13 protein-coding genes are annotated in these 17,212 nt (G+C 72.4%); 5 read left to right on the top strand and 8 right to left on the bottom strand.

Annotation, left to right across the window (positions count from 1 at the left end; all coding sequences use genetic code 11):
- Nucleotides 1–14 precede the first annotated feature (14 nt).
- Together G011_RS0117700 and G011_RS0117695 are read right to left on the bottom strand one after the other, a co-directional pair.
- On the bottom strand, nt 15–1,733 hold the full coding sequence (locus G011_RS0117700; protein ID WP_081642984.1) for an RNA polymerase sigma factor: 1,719 nt from the start codon (nt 1,731–1,733) through the stop codon (nt 15–17).
- A 366-nt stretch (nt 1,734–2,099) separates the two neighbouring features.
- Entirely contained in the window at nt 2,100–4,178 is a 2,079-nt protein-coding gene (locus tag G011_RS0117695; RefSeq protein ID WP_019609655.1) for a SpoIIE family protein phosphatase, read from the bottom strand.
- Nucleotides 4,179–4,747: 569 nt separating this feature from the next.
- On the opposite strand from G011_RS0117695, the gene G011_RS0117690 reads away from it, so the two are divergent.
- Nucleotides 4,748–5,035, top strand: coding sequence for a hypothetical protein (locus G011_RS0117690; RefSeq protein WP_019609654.1), 288 nt, complete (start codon nt 4,748–4,750; stop codon nt 5,033–5,035).
- A 198-nt stretch (nt 5,036–5,233) separates the two neighbouring features.
- Nucleotides 5,234–6,850: a hypothetical protein gene (locus G011_RS0117685; RefSeq protein ID WP_026338407.1), complete on the top strand. Its 1,617-nt coding sequence runs from the start codon at nt 5,234–5,236 to the stop codon at nt 6,848–6,850.
- Nucleotides 6,851–6,890: 40 nt separating this feature from the next.
- Here the strand turns inward: G011_RS0117685 and G011_RS0117680 are convergent, their stop codons facing one another.
- The 4 genes from G011_RS0117680 to G011_RS0117665 all read right to left on the bottom strand — a co-directional run bounded on the left by G011_RS0117680 (nt 6,891) and on the right by G011_RS0117665 (nt 11,871).
- A complete protein-coding gene (locus tag G011_RS0117680) occupies nt 6,891–7,688 on the bottom strand; it encodes a tyrosine-protein phosphatase (protein ID WP_019609652.1) in 798 nt (265 codons plus the stop codon).
- A gap of 47 nt (nt 7,689–7,735) precedes the next feature.
- Nucleotides 7,736–8,467 (bottom strand): nucleotidyltransferase family protein, encoded by a 732-nt coding sequence (locus G011_RS0117675; RefSeq protein WP_019609651.1) that lies wholly within the window; start codon nt 8,465–8,467, stop codon nt 7,736–7,738.
- Nucleotides 8,468–8,508: 41 nt separating this feature from the next.
- Nucleotides 8,509–10,980, bottom strand: a complete 2,472-nt coding sequence (locus G011_RS0117670; RefSeq protein ID WP_026338406.1) for an AAA family ATPase — start codon at nt 10,978–10,980, stop codon at nt 8,509–8,511.
- A gap of 192 nt (nt 10,981–11,172) precedes the next feature.
- Entirely contained in the window at nt 11,173–11,871 is a 699-nt protein-coding gene (locus G011_RS0117665; protein ID WP_026338405.1) for a ribonuclease HII, read from the bottom strand.
- Between the two features lie 207 nt (nt 11,872–12,078).
- Here G011_RS0117665 and G011_RS0117660 point away from each other — a divergent pair, with 207 nt between their 5' ends.
- The 3 genes from G011_RS0117660 (at nt 12,079) to G011_RS0117650 (ending at nt 13,786) form a co-directional block, all read left to right on the top strand.
- Nucleotides 12,079–12,651 (top strand): DoxX family protein, encoded by a 573-nt coding sequence (locus G011_RS0117660; RefSeq protein WP_019609649.1) that lies wholly within the window; start codon nt 12,079–12,081, stop codon nt 12,649–12,651.
- A 78-nt stretch (nt 12,652–12,729) separates the two neighbouring features.
- Entirely contained in the window at nt 12,730–13,386 is a 657-nt protein-coding gene (locus G011_RS0117655) for a hypothetical protein (RefSeq protein WP_013154334.1), read from the top strand.
- Nucleotides 13,387–13,594: 208 nt separating this feature from the next.
- On the top strand, nt 13,595–13,786 hold the full coding sequence (locus tag G011_RS0117650) for a hypothetical protein (RefSeq protein ID WP_013154335.1): 192 nt from the start codon (nt 13,595–13,597) through the stop codon (nt 13,784–13,786).
- A gap of 134 nt (nt 13,787–13,920) precedes the next feature.
- Here the strand turns inward: G011_RS0117650 and G011_RS0117645 are convergent, their stop codons facing one another.
- The gene (locus tag G011_RS0117645) at nt 13,921–15,387 is read right to left on the bottom strand and encodes an SPFH domain-containing protein (protein ID WP_019609648.1); all 1,467 of its coding nucleotides are present in this window, start codon (nt 15,385–15,387) and stop codon (nt 13,921–13,923) included.
- Nucleotides 15,388–17,193 carry an SPFH domain-containing protein gene (locus tag G011_RS0117640; protein ID WP_019609647.1) on the bottom strand — a complete coding sequence of 602 codons (1,806 nt, stop codon included), beginning with the start codon at nt 17,191–17,193 and terminating at the stop codon, nt 15,388–15,390. It abuts the gene before it with no gap.
- Between the last annotated feature and the right edge of the window lie 19 nt (nt 17,194–17,212).

Here is a 17,212-nt window from a genome sequence, read left to right as displayed (position 1 = left end):
CCACCCGGGTGAACCTAGTCCAGGTAGTCGCGGAGCACCTGCGAACGCGACGGGTGGCGGAGCTTCGACATCGTCTTGCTCTCGATCTGCCGGATGCGCTCACGGGTGACCCCGTAGACCTTGCCGATCTCGTCTAAAGTCTTCGGCTGGCCGTCGGTGAGACCGAAGCGCATGGACACCACACCCGCCTCGCGCTCGGACAGCGTGTCCAGCACCGAGTGCAGCTGCTCCTGGAGCAGGGTGAAGCTGACCGCCTCGCCCGGCTGGATCGCCTCGGAGTCCTCGATGAGGTCGCCGAACTCGCTGTCGCCGTCCTCGCCCAGCGGGGTGTGCAGGGAGATCGGCTCGCGGCCGTACTTCTGCACCTCGACGACCTTCTCCGGGGTCATGTCGAGTTCCCTGGCCAGCTCCTCCGGGGTGGGCTCGCGGCCCAGGTCCTGGAGCATCTGGCGCTGGACGCGGGCCAGCTTGTTGATGACCTCGACCATGTGCACCGGGATGCGGATGGTGCGCGCCTGGTCGGCCATGGCCCGGGTGATCGCCTGGCGGATCCACCACGTGGCGTAGGTCGAGAACTTGAAGCCCTTGGTGTAGTCGAACTTCTCCACCGCGCGGATCAGACCGAGGTTGCCCTCCTGGATCAGGTCCAGGAAGAGCATGCCGCGGCCGGTGTAGCGCTTGGCGAGCGAGACCACGAGCCGGAGGTTGGCCTCCAGCAGGTGCTTCTTGGCGCGGCCGCCGTCCTCGGCGATCCACTCCAGCTCGTCGCGCAGCTCGACGGTGAGGAGCTCGGCCTCCTCGGCCAGCTTCTCCTCGGCGAACAGACCGGCCTCGATCCGCTTGGCGAGTTCGACCTCCTGCTCGGCGTTGAGCAGCGGGACCTTGCCGATCTGCTTGAGGTAGTCCTTGACCGGGTCCGCCGTCGCGCCCGCGGCCACGACCTGCGCCGCGGGGGCGTCGTCATCGTCGTCGTAGAGGACGAAGGACTCGTCCTCGTTGGCGGGCTTGGCCGGGGCGCCCACGGCCTCGGGCTTGGTGGGCTTGAGGTCCTTGTCCGCCGGGTCCGGGGTGTCCTCGACCAGCTCCAGCTCGGCGCCGGTGTGCTCGAGGTCGTCCAGGCCGTCCTCGTCGTCCTCGTCGAACTCGCCGTCCGCCGCGAGTCCGAGTTCCTTGGTCGCCGTCTTCTTGGCGGCGGCGGCCTTGAGGCCGGTGGTCTTGGCGGCCGGGCCCTTGGCCGCGGTGGTCTTGGCCGCCTTGGTCGCGGGCTTCTTGGTCGCCGTCTTCTTGGCGGGCTTCTTGGCCGCGGGCTTCTTCTCCGCCCCGGCCTCGTCCCCGGCGTCCTCGGCGGAACCGACCACGGCGGTGACCGTCTCGGTCTGCTCCTGGGCCGCCGCCGCGCGCACGGGCTTGGCCGCCCTGCTCGTCGCGGTGGTCTTGGTGGACCTGGTCGAGGTGGACCGCGTGGCCGCCGTCTTGGTGGTCGCCGCCTTGCGCCGCGGCGCCTTGCGCCGGGAGGAGGCCGACTCGGGAACGAGTACGGTCACGCCCTCCTTCGCGAGGCTGCGGAGCACGGACTGCGCCTGCGACATCGGGATTTCGGCCTCTTCGAAGGCACGGCGCACGTCCTCGGGCTCAAGGAAGCCCTGGGACCGCCCACGCTCGATCAGCTGCTGAATGACGGGCTCTTGCAGTGACTCGGACTGCTTCGAGCGAGTCGAACTGGCAGATGACACAAACACCTCTCGAACGGACGTGTGGCGAGATTGTCGGACCCGGTGGTCCGCCTGGCCGGGACCGGGCACTGCGCCCTCTCCCACCTGCGGCCTGGGATCGTCCCCACTGGAACGGGGAAGCCGTTGGTCTTTCAAGCGTATGCGCTCTCCAGGTTCGTCCCCGTCCAGCGTATGCGCTCCCGGAGGTCACCCCCGCAGAGGATCACTCCCGCATCGCGGGGCGGAACGGCTTCTTCACTGTAGGCAAGGCAATGGACTTGTTCGTACGGTCTGTCGTCGGTCTGCCGCCGGTTCACCGGCACGGCGCGGACCGGTGCGCACCGGTCCGCCACAGACCGGTGTCCACCAGTTCGCCTCGAACCGGCACTACCGCTCCGGCACGGAGTCGATCACCGGAAGCTGGACGGCGAGCAGCGTGACGTCGTCGTCCTGCTCATACCCATCGAGCATGCTCTCAACAAGGTACTCCAGCATCTGCTGTGGATCGCCCACCACCTCCGGAGGGGCCGAGGACGCCACGTGGACGAGCTCGTCGAGTCCGGAGTAGACGGACCGTTTGCGGTTCTCAACCAGTCCATCGGAGTACAGGGCGACGGTGTTACCGGGTTGGACGAAGAATTTATGGTGACCCCGCGGGGAGCTGACCCCGAGCGGCGTGTCGGGTTCGGTGTCGAGCAGTGACGGCCGCGCGCCGCCCGCCACGACCAGCGGCGGGAGGTGGCCCGCGTTGCTGAGGTCGAGCTGTCCGGTGACGGGGTCGAGCACGAAGTAGACCAGTGTGGTGACCTGGTCCATACCCTCCGTGGCCGAGAACATGCGATCCAGGCCGGCCAGGACGTCGGCGGGCTCGGGCATGGAGAAGGCCAGGGCGCGCAGCGCGTTGCGGATGCGGCTCATCCCGGCCGCGGCCGGGATGCCCTTGCCCATGACGTCGCCGAGCACCCCGGCGACGCGGCCGTCGGGCAGCGGGAAGGCGTCGTACCAGTCGCCGCCGACCTGCACGTTCTGCGACCCGGACCGGTAGTAGGCGGCCAGGCGCACGCCGCGCACCTCGGGCAGTTCCTCGGGCAGCAGGCTGCGCTGGAGCTCCTCGGCGGTGTTGTGCTCCTGCTCGTAGAGGGTGGCGCGGCCGATGGCCAGCGCGCACTGTCCGGCCAGGGCCTCCAGGAACACGCGCTCGTCGTCGGAGACCTCGCGCGGGGTGGAGAAGGCGAAGCGCAGCGCGCCGATGGGGCGCCCCGCGGTCATCATCGGCAACGCGATCCAGGCCCGCTCGGGCGTGGACCCGACGAGTTCGTCCACCTCGGGCGCGCCGTCGAACAGCGCGCCCAGCTCGGCCGGGTTGGCGGCCAGGCGGGGCAGCCGGTCGGCCACCGCCAGGGCGGCGATGTCGGGGTGGTCCGTGGGGAAGGTGGAGCGGGGCAGCTGGTGGGCGTGCGCGGCGGCGATGGTGCGCAGCCGCAGGCGGTCTCGGTCCAGCAGGACGACGCAGGTGTGGTCGGCGCCCACCCCGGAGCGGCCGATCTCGGACATGGCGTTGACGACCTCGTCGGCGGTGAGCGCCTCGGCCAGGTCGGAGGTGGCCTTCTGGAGGCGGGCGGTGCGCATGGCCGCCTCGCTGAGCTGCTGGTTGAGGCGCTGGCGGAGTTCGTCGGCCTCGCGCTCGTTGGTGATGTCGGCGAGGGTGCCGACCCACTCGGCGGTCCGTGTCCCCTCCATGACCGGGTGGGCCCTGGCCCGGTAGTGGCCGTAGCCGCCCGAGCGGGTCCGCACGCGGAACATGGCGTCGAAGGGGGTGACGTCGAGGACGGAGTCCTCCCAGGCGCGCTCGACGCGGGGCCGGTCCTCGGGGTGGAGGGCGTCGAGCCAGCCCCGGCCCAGGTAGTGCTCCAGCTCCTGACCGGTGACGGCCCGCCACTGGGGGCAGTCCTCGCGTATCTCGCCGCCGGGTCCGGCGGCCCAGACGATCTGGTTGCCCGCCTGGAACAGGGCGCGCAGCCGCTGCTCGTCGCGGCGCAGCGCGGCGCCGTCGACGGGTTCGGCGCCCTCACCGGCGGGGACCGCGATGAGGGCGACGTACTCCTCGGCCGTGTCCGGTTCGGTGACGGGGAACCAGGTCAGGTCCCACAGCTGCCCGGCGGGGGCGCGGTGGCGTCCGCGTGCGGCCTGTCCGCTCTCGCGCGTCCGGGCCAGGCCGGCCCGGTGGTCGGCGGCCGCGTCGCGGTCACCGTTCTCCTCCAGCAGGTCTGCGGGGTCGCGGCCCAGGCACTCGGCGGGGGCGCGCCCCAGGACGTCGGCGGCCAGGCGCTGGTTGATCGTGCCGAGGAGGTCGTCGGGGCCGAGCAGCGCGAATCCGATCGGGGAGTCGGTGAGGAGGGATCTGACCGCGTCGGGGAGTTCCGCCCTGCTGACCCGGGGTGGCGGAATGGACGTCTCGGCGCTCAACTGCTCGACACCTCCGGAACCGTCGATTCCCCAGCCGTGTTTCGTTGGGGGGTGCTGCCTGGGCCGCGCGGCCCCTGTCGACCGGCCGCCCATGGCGTGAAAGCCGGAAGTCGCGCGGCGCCGAAGGTGATCGGGGGGCTCCGCGGCTCCCGGGAGTCACGCTCGATGACTCCTCTCGGCCGCTGTCACGGCTCAAGCATAAGACACAGCCGTCCGCACGCAACGGCCGTCGTGGAGGGAGGCCGTCCGCGGACGTGGAAGGTAAACAATAGGCCACCCGCCGGTCGCGTCACAGCGGACGGGGACTTTCCGTGACGTGTTTTCCGCCAATTCCGGGCGATGGGCGTTCGCGGGAGGTTTGCGTTCTCCACTCGGGACCAGGGGCGTTATACGCCTGAAACACCCTTTTCGCCTTGTTGATCTGCGATGACGGTGGTGTTCGAGTAAACGATGCTTCCCGGAGGTTTTATCAACAGCGTGCCGGGAGAGGGGTTGACACTCCGTTCAGAACAAGTGAAATGGGTGGAGGTCACCGTCCAGGCCATCTCCAGCTAGGGGTGTGAGCGAGAATGCTCCAGACCTTCCCGGTCCAGGATCTCAGTCGGATCTCGGCACGGCTCCACGACGAGTTCAGTGCCCTGTCCCACCGATGTGTCGAACGCTGCGTCAGCGACACCTGGAACTGCGTCGAACACCTGGGCATCACGGTCACGCCGCACCTGGTCGAGCGGGTCGCCCGCGAGCACCTGGAGGCGATGGTGAACTCCGTGCCGCCCTCCCCGCCGGCCAGGAAGTCGGCGCGCAGATCGGCCGCGGGCCTGTTCGGCGGCCACCGGGGCGTACCGCAACCGCGTTGAACCCGACGGTCGCCGCCAGGGGCGCGGCCTCCCCCGACGGGAGCCGCGCCCCGGTCGCGCCCGGCTCCGCCGGGGCGCCGCCGTCGGTGCGCGGGAACGGAGGAGCGCACACCCGGGCTGGCATACGCTCGGATGGTGCCCTCCCCGATGCCTCCGTCCCCAGGTTCCGAACCGGTTCCCCGCGCCGTCTTCGACGAGATGCTGCGCGCCGCCAGAGCGCTGCTGGCCATGCGCCACCCCCTCGACGCCGAGCTGGCCTTCAGCGAGCTGCTCGGCACGTGGTGGGGGGAGCGGGTCCCCGGCGTGGACGTGGAGAGGCTGCTCGGCGAGGGCCTGGTGGCGCACGCCACCGCCTCCGGCAAGCCCGCGGGGCTGGGCGTGCTCGCGGCGGTCACCGCCCTGGGCACCTCGTCCGAGCAGCGGAGCCTGGCCGAACAGGGGATGATCGCACTCCGCGAGCGCGGCCTCCAGGTACCGGCGTGGGCCTCCCAGCTCGGCGAGGTCACGCCGGTGGCCGTCTACGTCAGCACCGACCAGTTCGGTGACACCGAGGACTTCGTGTGCGTGTTCAGCCGCGACGGCGACCACCCCGGCCACCCGGGCTCGCTGCCGCCCGAGCACGCGCTGATCCTGGTCCTGGACCACAACGGCGGCGGCGTGCTGCGCGACGCCTGGGTGACCACCAAGGTCGAGCAGCTGTTGGAGAGCTGCCGGGCCAGGGCCGAGACGGACGAGTTCGCGCGGTTCGCCCAGGTGGAGCTGACCGAGGCGCGCGCCCTGCTGTCACGGGCCCTGGAGCGCACGGAGCAGGTGGTGGCGGGAGCGTCGGCCGACCGGGCCTCGGGGGCGCTCGTGGAGCCGGTGGGACTGAAGGTCTCCGACCTGACCGGGGGGTCGCTGGCCGCGCACTTCGCGCTGGCCAACGCGCGGGTGCGGTCCCTGCCCACCCCTCCCGAGGGAGTGGACCCCTTCCCCGCACCGGTGTGGCGGCGCGACCGGCGCGCGGTGCTGGCCGCCCGCTTCCTGGCCTCGGACGAGGCCGCCGAGCTCTCCGACTCCTACGCGGCGAGCCGCTGCGCCGACCACATCATCACGCACGGCTGCGACGTGGACGGCGGTCGGCCGATGCGCGTCAGCCCGCGCAAGGTGGAGTCCTTCCTGCTGCACTGGCTGCCCGGCCGGGTGGTGCTGCTGCCCGAGGAGCAGGAGGCCATGCCGCACGTGCTGGCGGCGTGGGTGCGCTGGGCGGGCGGACGCGGCGGGCTGCCGCAGGTGGCGGTGGGCGCGACGCTGGACGCGGTGTGGGAGTCCACCGCGGAGTTCACCCGCACCTACCGCGATCCGGCGCGCCCGCTGGGGCTGCGCCAGGAGGCGGTGCGGCGGCTGATGCCCGACGGCGACTTCTCGTCGCTGGCGCGGCGGATGTTCGCGTTCCCGCTGCTGGCCAGCGAGCTGGTGACGTGGGCGCCGGAGGAGTTCGACCCGGACACGGCCCGGGGCCGAAGAGCGCTGCTGCGCCTGGACCACTACGGCGAGTACGAGGCGGCCACCCCGCACAGCGGCCGCCACTCCAGCGGGCAGGACCGGTGGTACCGGCCGGTGACCGGCGACGATCCCGAGCGGGAGCGGGAGCTGGACCGGCACGAGCGCCTGGCCCGGCGGCTGTGGCACGGCAGGCCCGCGAACCTGTGGGCGGCGGCGCGCCGGATGCTGGACCGGGGCGTGGACCGGCCCGGCGTGCTGGCCGCGCTGGGCGAGGTGCTGGACGCCGCCTCGGGCGAGAGCGACCTGCGCCGCCGACTGGACGCGCTGTAGGCGGCGCCCGCCCCGACGCTGCGCCCTCGCCGCACGGCACCTACTCCAGCATGCGCTCGCGCAGCTGCTCGACAGTGGCGTCGGAGAGCTTGAGGCCCTCGGTGACGTAGGCGTCGAAGGAGCCGTGGACCTCGTCCACGTGGGCGAAGGCGGTCTCCAGGTACTCGGCGCGCACCCGCGTCATGGGCACGACCTCCTCCCACTCCAGGGCGCTGTGCCGGGCGAGCCTGCGCATCCACTCGTCGGTGTTGGCCTGGCGCTCGTTGCTTGCCAGGTAGTCGGCGACCACGGCCTCGCGGTCCACGCCCAGCAGGCCGAGCAGCAGGGCGGCGCCCCAGCCGGTGCGGTCCTTGCCCGCGCTGCAGTGGAAGACCAGGGCCGCCGGGCCCCGGGCCACACGCTCGACCAGCTCGCGGTATCCGGCGAGCGCCTCGGCGTCGGTCACGAGCTCGCGGTAGACGCCGTGCATGAAGCGCTCGGCGGCGCCGTCGGCGAACATGAGACGGGCCTTCTCGGGGTCGGCCAGGGCCAGGGAGAAGTTGGCACCGGCCGCCTCGGGGTCCTGCACGGCCACGACCGCGTACTCGGCGCCCTCGGGGACGACGTCGGGGAGGGTCTCGCGCTCGTGCGGGGTGCGCAGGTCGACGAGCTGGCGGATGCCCAGGCCGTTGTAGACGGGCAGCTCGTCCGCTGCGATCGCGTGCAGGGCGTCGGAGCGGTACACGAGCCCGCGGCGGACCGTGCGGCCCGAGGCGGTGCGGTGCCCGCCGAGGTCTCGGAAGTTGGGGGCGCTGGAGAGGAGGAAACCGTCGTTCGTCACCTTGGTGACGATACCCATCCTCCCCGGCGCCCCGTCAGCCGACGTCCGCTCTTCCCCGGCCGGGGTCAGGCGCCCTCGCGCATGGCGGTGATCTGCTCCCCCGCCTCCTTGACGTCCTTGGCGGTGTCCACGCCGCGCCAGAAGCCGTCGATGCGGTAGGCAACCAGGCGCCCCTCCTTGGCCAGGTCGGGGAAGGTGGAGGACTCGTGGTCGCCCTTGGCGGGCAGCAGCGGGGTGATGCCCGGCTCGAACAGGTACACCCCGGCGTTGATCCACACCGGTAGCAGCGGGCTCTGGGTGAAGCCCTCGATCCGGTCCTGGTCGTCCACGTCCACGATGCCCCAGGTCGTGCGGAACTGGGCCAGGGCCAGGGTGGCCAGGCCGCCCCGCTCCCGGTGGTGGGCGGTCATCTCGTCCAGGGGGAACCAGGTGAGCACGTCGCCGTTGAGCGCGAAGTAGGGGGCCTCCGGGTCGTGCAGGCCGGTGGAGGCGAAGCGCAGGGCCCCGCCGCGGCCGAGCGGCTCGTCCTCGACCAGGAGCGTGACCCGCGGGCCGCCCTCGCGGGCCTCCAGGTGCTCGCGCAGGACCTCGGCCTTGTAGCCGCAGGAGACGACGACGTGTTCGACGCCGTGGCCGGTGAGCCACTCCAGCTGGTAGTCGATGATGGGCCGTCCGGCCACCTCCACCATCGCCTTGGGGCGGGTGTCGGTGTAGGGCCGCAGCCGGGTGGCCTGGCCGCCGGCGAGGATGAGCGCCTGGGTGACGGGGGACGCGGAGGAAGTGGGTGCAGCGGTCATGATCCGGACACTAGCAGCACGCCTGTACGCGCCCCCCGGGTCTACTGCGTCGCCTCGGCGTAGGCCTTGCGGACGTCGGCGCTGGTCAGCACGGTGAGTTCGGCGGCGGTCGCGGCCTCGCCCAGCTCCTGGGACACGCGCAGGTCGCGGTGGGAGCACGCCTTCTCGAACAGGGAGCGGGCGAAGCGGCCGTTGCCGAGCTCGTCGATCCACCCGGCCTCGCACACGTGCGCGAAGATGCTGCGCAGGTCCTCGCGCGCGGTGTCGTCGAAGGCGTCACCGGTGCGGGCGGCCACGGTCTCGGCGATCTCGGTGAGCTCGTCGGCGGTGTAGGAGGGGAAGCGCACCCGCACGTTGAACCGCGAGGACAGTCCGGCGTTGGAGGCCAGGAAACGCTCCATCTCCGCCGGGTAGCCCGCGAGCACGACCACGAGCCGGGACCTGTCGTCCTCGGCCCGCTTGAGCAGGGTCTGGATGGCCTCGGAGCCGAAGGCGTCGCCGCCGCTGTAGCCGGGGTTGACCAGGGAGTAGGCCTCGTCCACGAACAGCACGCCGCCCAGCGCCCGGTCCACGAGCCGGTTGGTCTTGACCGCCGTGGCGCCCAGGTGCTCGCCGACCAGGTCGGCGCGCTGGGCCTCGACCACGTCGGCGCGGCCGAGCAGGCCCAGCGCCGCGAAGACCCGGCCGAGCACCCGGGCGACGGTGGTCTTGCCGGTGCCGGGCGGACCGGAGAACACGAAGTGCCGCATGGGCGCCTGGTTGAGCAGCCCCTGCTCCTCGCGGAGCTTGGCCACCCGCAGCTGGGCCACGATGGAGCGGACCTGCTCCTTGACCGGCTCCAGACCGATCATGGCGTCCAGTTCGGCCATCGCCTCCCCGATGCCGGGCGCCTCCCCGAAACCGGGCAGGCGCGAGGTCAGCTCCCGGTGGGCGGCCTCCACGTCCGAGGCGCGGACGGTGATGAGGTCCTCGGCCTCGGGCCGGGGCGCGGGTTCGGCGCCGTCCACCCCGGCGGTGACCACGCGCACGTCGCGGGCCTGGGCGGCCTTCTCCACCACCGAGCGGGCGAAGCGGCCGTTGCCGAGCTCGTCGACCACCTCGCGCTGGACCACCTGGTCGAACCTTCGCCGCAGCGCCTGGGCGGCTTCCTCGTCGAGGATGTCGCCGCGCTGGTGGACGAGGGACTCGGCGATGCGGAACAGCTCGTCGGCGGTGTAGCTGGGGAAGCTGATGCGGGTGGCGAAGCGCGAGGCCAGACCGGGGTTGGAGGCCAGGAAGGCGTCCATCTCCTTCTCGTACCCGGCCAGGACGACGACGAGCTGGTCGCGGTCGTCCTCGGCGCGCTTGAGCAGGGTCTGCACGGCCTCGTTGCCGAACCGGTCGGCCTGGCCGTCGCCCTCGTTGACCAGGGAGTAGGCCTCGTCCACGAACAGCACGCCGCCCAGCGCCCGGTCGATGAGCTCGTTGGTCCTGATGGCGGTAGCGCCCAGGTACTCCCCCACGAGGTCGGCCCGCTGGGCCTCGACCACGCGGGAGGTGGGCAGCAGCCCGAAGGAGTGGAAGATGGTGGCCAGGGTGCGGGCGACGCTGGTCTTGCCGGTGCCGGGCGGGCCGGAGAAGACCAGGTGGCGCAGGGGCCGCTCGACGGGGAAACCCGCGTCGGCGCGCAGGCGGGCCGCCTCGATGGAGGCGGCGATCCCGCGCACCTGCTGTTTGACCGGGTCGAGGCCGACCATGTCCTCCAGTTCGGCCAGGGCCTGGTCGACGGGGACGGGCTCGTCGTCGCTGTCGGCGGAGGGGGCCCCGCGGGAGCCGCTGCCGGTGCGTGCGCGCAGCGGCCGGGTGCGGCCGTCGGCTCCGTCCCGGCCCCCGGGCGCGTTCGCGGGGCCCGCGCCGCCGTTGCGGCGCGAGACGGGCATGGACTTGGCCGTCTCGCGCCGGTTGGCCTCGCTCTCCCGGTGGATCTGGCGCGAGGCCGACAGCCGCCACAGCAGGCAGGCGCCCGCGGCGGCGTAGAGCAGGGCGATCCCCCAGGAGGCGGCGAAGGGCTCGACGACCAGCCCGACCAGGGCCAGGGAGAACCCGGCGATGAGCCCGGCGGTCAGCGAGAGCACGGTGGTGTGCCAGACGGGGAACTCGCGCGCCTGCCCGGCGGCCAGGACCACGAGCGGGGGCAGGGGCAGGACCAGCAGCGTGACGGGTTCGCCGGTGAGGGGGATCTGGAAGAGGGGAACGGCCACCGCGAGCCAGAGCACGCACACCATGACGGTGGCGAAGGCGTCGACGGAGCGCATGAGGGCGGCCAGGACCATGAGCAGGACCAGTGCCGCGGTGACCGCGCCGAAGACGGAGACCCCCGTGACGAGCGCGACGACGGCGACCACGGTCAGCAGGACCAGTGCGGACACGAGCCGTCGGCCGAGGGGGATCCGGTGGTAGAGGGCGCGCATGCGGTCGAGTCCCGAGGCGCGTCCCGGCTCCGCGGCGGCGGTGGAGCGCATCTCACGCGTCATCCATGAACCTTCCTGGGTGGGGGTCCGTGGCGGTCGGCTCTCCTGACCGGCGGGGTTCGGGTCGGGGGCGGGAGGCGTCGGGGGGCCGACGTCCACAGCCACAGCCTTGCCCCAAGTGGGGCGGATGTCCAGTACGGGACCGCGTGTCGTGCCCCCTGGCCGGGGGCCGCCCGGGGGCCGCGGGTCCGGTGCTCACAGCAGGGGGAGCTGCCCGCCGGAAGCGGGGCGGACCCTGCGCAGGTGCTTCCATCGGGGCAGGTCGTCGAGGTAGGACCAGCTCATGCGGTGGTGCGGGGTGGGCCCGGACTCGGCCAGGGCGGCGCGGTGCACGGGCGAGGGGTACCCGGCGGCCCGCTCGAACCCGTAGCCCGGGTGGTCGGCGGCCAGCTCGGCCATGAGGGCGTCGCGGCGGACCTTGGCCAGGATCGCGGCGGCGGCGACGCTGACGCAGGCCAGATCGCCCTTGACGCAGGTGCGCACCCTCCAGGGGCCGCCGATGAAGTCGTGCCTGCCGTCGAGGATGACGGCGTCGGGCCGGGGGGAGAGCGCGTCCAGGGCGCGGCGGGAGGCCCGGTGCAGCGCCTCGGTCATGCCGACCTCGTCGATCTCCTCGGGGGAGGACCAGCCGAAGGCGTGGTCGGCGACCCAGGGGCGCAGCTGGTCGGCGATCTCCCGGCGGCGTTTGGGGGTCAGGCGCTTGGAGTCGGTCAGCCCGGGGGGCGGGGCGCCCTCACCGGAGACGGCGGCGCAGACCAGGAGCGGCCCGGCCCAGGCGCCGCGGCCCACCTCGTCCACTCCGGCGACCACCCGCGCGCCGGAGGAGCGGAGCTCGTCCTCCAGCTCGTAGGTGGGCACGGCGGGCGGCGGGGAGGAAGTGGATGTGGTCGGCACGGTGTCCACCTTAGGGCGTGCGGCGCGGACGCCGTGCGGGACCCGGGGCGCGGCAGACCCCGGCCCGCGCGCCCGGGTCCCGATCCGGACGAGGCGGTCCCCCGCGCACCCTTTCGCGCGACTCGCCGGTCACCACGGCAGGTCAAAGCCCATGACTTTGTGTAGTTTCCGCTTGTCGGGACCGCCGGACGCCCGGGAGGAGCGGACATGCAGCGCGCCAGGCCGTACCCGCGGCCACGGATCTCCCGGGGACGCCTCTACGACGTCGTCGCCGCCCTCGTCCGGGTGGGCGTCGGGTGGGTGTTCACCGAGTACGGGCTCGCGCTGCGCGGCCGGGAGGCCGCGGTCGCCGCACACCTGGACGCCGTCGGACTGGGCGTGCTGTCCCCGGTCGCCGGGACGCTGCCCGCCCTGCTCGTCGCGCTCTCGATCGCCTTCGCCGTGGGCCTGCTCACATGGCTGACCGGCCCCCTGCTCGCCGTCGCGGCCGTGCTCGGCGCCCTCACGACGGGATCGCCCGACCTGGCGCCCCTCTCCTCGTGGGGAACGACGTCGCTGGTCACGGCGGTGTGCGTACTGATGGCCGTGAGCGGCGGACGCTGGTCCTGGGACCACCTCGTCCTCTCACCGCGCGTCGGCGTGCGACACCGGAAACACCGCCGTCACCCGTCCGCGGCCCGAGGGAGTGACGGCGGTGTTTCCTCGCGTCTCCCCGAACACGCCCCGCCACTGCTCTATCCTGTGGAGCAGGCCGTGCTTCGGCGGCCGTATCGACTGTGACGCGGCCCCCTGCGGCCCCTTCTTCCCGTTCGCTGCGGGTCCGCGTCCCCATGACACGGATTCGGTGGAGGGAACGCCATGTCCGCCGCAGCTTCCGGCCCGACCCCTGACAGGTCCCTGGCCAAGCTGATCGAGATCGCGGAGAAGCCGACGCTCGGCCAGCGACTGATCAGCTGGGCCTCCCGTCCACCCGGCCGGCTCTACATCCCCGCCTGCGGCGTGGTCGGCCTGGTCCTGCTCTTCGAGGACAGCGTCCCCGGCGGGCACCTGCCCACGTTCTTCATCGGCCTGGTGGGCGGTCTGCTGCTCGCCGGGATGGGCGCGCTGCGCCTGGGCATCGCCCTGGCGGTGGCCCGGCCGATGATCCGCTACTACTGGCTGCGCTGGGTGTCCGCGCCGGTGATCGCCGCCGCCGCGATCGGCCTGGCCGTGGCCGACGCCCCGCTCCAGAGCCGGATCAGCGCCTCCTCCGACCAGCTGCTCTCGCTGCGCGAGGACACCGACGGCCGCACCTCCATCCCGCTCAACGGGGAACGGGTGGGGCTGTACTCGCTGCGCAGCGTCTCGGCGTACGAGGGTGTCACCCACTACGCGGTGGAGGGTTCGGGGCTGTTCAGCCCCTCGGGTCTGGCGCACAGCACCGAGCCGATCCCCGAGGGCGTCTTCGTCCCCGGGCAGGGCTCCAGGATCTACGAACACGTGTCGGGCGACTGGTACGTCTGGGTCAACCACTAGACCGCCCCCGCGCCCGTGACCCGCCCGCCGCGCCGCCGCGCGGCGGGCGGCCGCGTTCCCACCGCCGGAAACTGACCCTCACCTTGCCGGTCCTTGTCCCCCTCCAACCCTGCTCTCACCCTCGCCGGGTACACAAGGAGACGCCCCTGGGGGAGAGCCGTCAGGTCCTCCCTCCCCGGCAGCGCCGCCAACCCTGAGGAGAGGCCCCATGCGCGAGTTCGCGCTCACCCTTCACGTGCGCATCCACGACTCGATCACCGCGCTGCGCCGCGCCCACGCGCTCGGCGACGACGACCTGGCCAGCGCGCAGGCGGGCGAGGTCGAGGACCTGGTCGAGATCGCCGCGCGGAACGGGATCGACATCGCCGGGGGCTACTCCTCCCTCTCCCCCGTCGCCTGAGCACCGGACAGGCTAGGGTCCACGCCCTTCCCCAAGGCACACAGAAGGGGCCCGCGACCGCTCCCGGTCGTGGGCCCCTCCCCTGTTGCCCGGCTCCTGCCCCACGGCCGACCCGCGGGGCAGGAGCCGCCGGATCAGCGGCGCCCCTGCCCGCCGTACCCCTCTCCGCGCTCGAACTGCTCGCGCATCGCGGCGCCCTGCTGGCGCTGGTACTCGTCGGCCAGCTGCTGCTGGCGCTCGGCGGCCGCGGCGACCGCTCCCTGCGCGGAGTCCAGGACCTCCCTGGCCCCGCCCGAGCCGCCAGAGCCGCCCAGCGGCGTCCGCGCGCCCCGGCCGTCCATCACCTGGGGCAGCAGCTGCGCGGTCAGCAGCGTCGACAGCGCCGAACCGTCCCCCGCGCCCGCCTCGGTCTGCACCACCACCGGACGCGGGGCGCGCCCGGCAAGGGTGGCGCCCACATCCAGGCGGCGGCGGGCCAGCTCGTACTCCAGCACCGCCCGGTTGTCCCGGTAGGCCGTGGCCAGGCGCTCCTGCGCCTTCGCCTCGTTCTCGGCGGCCACCAGGTCGGCGCGCCCGCGCGTCTCGATCTCGTAGCGCACCCGCTGCGCCTCGGTCTCCTGCTCCTCCAGCATCTGCGCCACGTCCTTGCGCGCCTTGTTGAGGGAGGCGTTGACCTCGACGATCTTGGCGTCACGGGTCTTCTTGGAGCGCTCGATGTCCATCAGCAGGGTGTCGATCCGGCGCTTGCGCGTCAGCTCCCACTCCTGCTCGTAGGCCACCAGCTCCTTGGCCACCCGCTCCCGGGTGGACAGGTGCTGCTGGTACTGGCTGGGCAGCTGCACGTCGGGGATGTTGCAGCCGGTGATGCGCACACCGTACTTCTCCAGCTGCCCGTTGAGCAGGCGGCGCATGTCCTCGACGTTGGAACCGCGCAGGTCGTAGGCGGACTCGGTGTTGACCAGGCGGCTGCGCTGGCGGATGGCGTCCTGCACCGCGCTGGAGAGCACGAGGTCGAAGTTGCTCGCGCCGATGATCGTCACGAACCGGATCGGGTCGGTGATCTGGAACTTGAGGAAGAACTCGATCGACTTCAGCGGCACGTTCTCCCGCGTGGGGCAGGCCAGGACCGGCGCCGTGTAGGGGATCTCCGTGCGGGTGTCCACCACGAAGTCCACCCGCGACCACGGGTGCCACAGGTAGTGGCGGCCCGGCCCGATCGGCTTCACGATCGCGCCGTACTTGGTGAGGATGCCGTGCGTGCCCTCCTCGATCTCGATGATCGAGCTGCGCCACCACCACAGGCCCGCCACGACGATGCTGAGGACGCCGACGACCAGGGTCGGCACGGCCAGCACGACGTAGGCGACCCCGAGGACGAACCCGCCCGCCGAGGCGTTGAGGGCCATCATCAGCGCCGAGCACAGGGCGAAGAGGCCGAACCAGACCAGGACGGTCCACCGCAGGCCCCGGTTGTCGCGCGGGATGACCACGGGGACGATCGCGCCCTGGTCTCCGCCGCGCAGCAGACCGGCCAGGTCGCCCCACGAGGCGAGGGACTCCTTGATGCTGGAGCCGCCTCCGGCGTTCACTGACAGGCTCATCTACTGACCTCCCTCGTCGGGGCCGAAGCCCTGGGTGCCGCGCGACCACGGCGGCGGGGGCGGGTCCTCCAGGGACCGGTGGGGGGCGTCCGAGGGCGGCGGCGCGTCGACCGGCGGCCCGGCGGGGTCCTGCTCCCGCGGAGCCTCGTGCCGACCGTGCGGCTCCTGGGATGCCCGGGGCGCTTGGGGCACCTCGGACATGCGCTCGTCGATGGCCTGCTCGGAGACGGACTGGCGGATCTCCTCCACCAGCTCCTCCCCCGGGTCCTCGCCCCGGCCCGGCTCGGTCCTGGGGCCGTCGGCCTTTCGCACCAGAGCGCTGATCTCCTGCTCGCGCTCGGCGATGCGGCCCCGGATGTCGCCGAGGCGGGAGCGGAGGGCGTCCATGTCCTCCTGCGAGAACAGGGCGGTGTCGGCCTGGCCGATGATCTCCTGGGCGATGCGCAGGTAGTCGACGCTGGCGGCGTCGCCCGACCCGATCCGCAGGACCTGCGGCAGGCTGTCGGCGACCGCCTCCAGCTTGTCCAGGAGGGTCTCGCGGAAGCGGTAGTTGAGGATCTCGGGGGCGTCGGCGGCGCTCACCGCGCGGATGTCCAGGGCCTGGGCCTGCAACAGGGCCGCGTTGGCGTTGGCCTCGGACTGGGCCTCGACGAAGCGCTGGTGGGCCAGGGAGCGGGCCCGGTTGGTCTCGCGCTCCAGGGCGGTGTCCATCTGCGCCTGGTACTGGGCGATGTCGGCCTGGATCGCGGACAGGGTCTCGTTGAGGGTCGCCAGCTCCTTGTTCAGGTCGCCCTCGTTCTGCTCCTTGCGCAGCTGGAGCTCGTACTCGAAGGTGTAGGCGTCCTTGGCGACGCGGACCATCTCCGGCGCCGCCAGGTCCATCCGGTACTCCTGGTTGGAGGGCTCGGCGTGGGTGATGTTGGCGCTGGTCAGCTCCACGATCCCGCTGAACTGGCGGTTGAGCTGCTCCACCAGGCTCTGGGTGTTGTCACCCACCATGTCGTAGATGGCCGAGGCCTGCTGCTCGTAGATGAGGCTCCGCGTGGTCTCGCTGATCGCGTTGTTGAGCTTCTCCTGGAAGCCGTTCACACCGCCCAGCGTGTAGACGAAGTCGGTGGCGTTGACGATCCTGAACTGCACGAACAGGTCGATGGAGGCCTGCACGCCGCTCTTGGTGGGCGCCGAGCGGATCGGCGCGTTGAAGGGGTACTCGCGGGTGGTGTTGACGATGTAGGAGACGCGCTTCCAGGGGTTGAAGAGCGTGACCCGCCCGGCCTGGAAGACGTTCTCCATCTTGCCGAAGCGGGTGACGATGGCCTCACAGCCCTCCGGCACCATCACCATGCCCTGGCGCCACCACATGAACACGGCCACCGCGATGGTGATCAGCCAGTAGTGGACGCCGAAGACGGGGTTGAGCAGGGGGTTGCCACCGCTGACCGCCTGGGGGACCAGGACGGTGACGGCGCCCAGCACACCGAGGGCCACCAGCGCGATGGCCGGGAGCATCGTCACGAAGGTGCGTCCGCGGGGGATGACCATGGGGCAGATGACGTGGACCGGCCCGCCGTCGCCGCGCTCGTAGTAGCTGCGGTTGATCGCCTCGCCCGCGTTGTTGAGGGAGGTGCTCTTCTGCTCGATGCGGGTGCCGACGGAGTCACCCTGTTCACGGGCGGCGACGAAGTCCCGGGGGTCGAGGCCACCGCCCTCGGTGGCCTGTTGCAGCGCGTCGGACACCGCCTGGCGCGGATCGCCCCCCTGGGCGACGGCACCGGCCGCGCCGCGCACGGTCTGCGCGAACGACATAGGCATGGGCTCCTTGGTC

The sequence above is a fragment of the Nocardiopsis sp. CNS-639 genome, assembly GCF_000381685.1.
Taxonomy (GTDB): Bacteria; Actinomycetota; Actinomycetes; order Streptosporangiales; family Streptosporangiaceae; genus Nocardiopsis; species Nocardiopsis dassonvillei.
This window is presented reverse-complemented; position numbering and strand designations above follow the sequence as displayed.

Bases quoted from the DNA above. Each gene is read 5' to 3' on its own strand.
- G011_RS0117690 (WP_019609654.1), top strand. From the start codon at position 4,748: ATGCTCCAGACCTTCCCGGTCCAGGATCTCAGTCGGATCTCGGCACGG.
- G011_RS0117685 (WP_026338407.1), top strand. From the start codon at position 5,234: ATGCTGCGCGCCGCCAGAGCGCTGCTGGCCATGCGCCACCCCCTCGAC.
- G011_RS0117680 (WP_019609652.1), bottom strand. From the start codon at position 7,688: ATGGGTATCGTCACCAAGGTGACGAACGACGGTTTCCTCCTCTCCAGC.
- G011_RS0117675 (WP_019609651.1), bottom strand. From the start codon at position 8,467: ATGACCGCTGCACCCACTTCCTCCGCGTCCCCCGTCACCCAGGCGCTC.
- G011_RS0117670 (WP_026338406.1), bottom strand. From the start codon at position 10,980: ATGACGCGTGAGATGCGCTCCACCGCCGCCGCGGAGCCGGGACGCGCC.
- G011_RS0117660 (WP_019609649.1), top strand. From the start codon at position 12,079: ATGCAGCGCGCCAGGCCGTACCCGCGGCCACGGATCTCCCGGGGACGC.
- G011_RS0117655 (WP_013154334.1), top strand. From the start codon at position 12,730: ATGTCCGCCGCAGCTTCCGGCCCGACCCCTGACAGGTCCCTGGCCAAG.
- G011_RS0117650 (WP_013154335.1), top strand. From the start codon at position 13,595: ATGCGCGAGTTCGCGCTCACCCTTCACGTGCGCATCCACGACTCGATC.
- G011_RS0117645 (WP_019609648.1), bottom strand. From the start codon at position 15,387: ATGAGCCTGTCAGTGAACGCCGGAGGCGGCTCCAGCATCAAGGAGTCC.
- G011_RS0117640 (WP_019609647.1), bottom strand. From the start codon at position 17,193: ATGTCGTTCGCGCAGACCGTGCGCGGCGCGGCCGGTGCCGTCGCCCAG.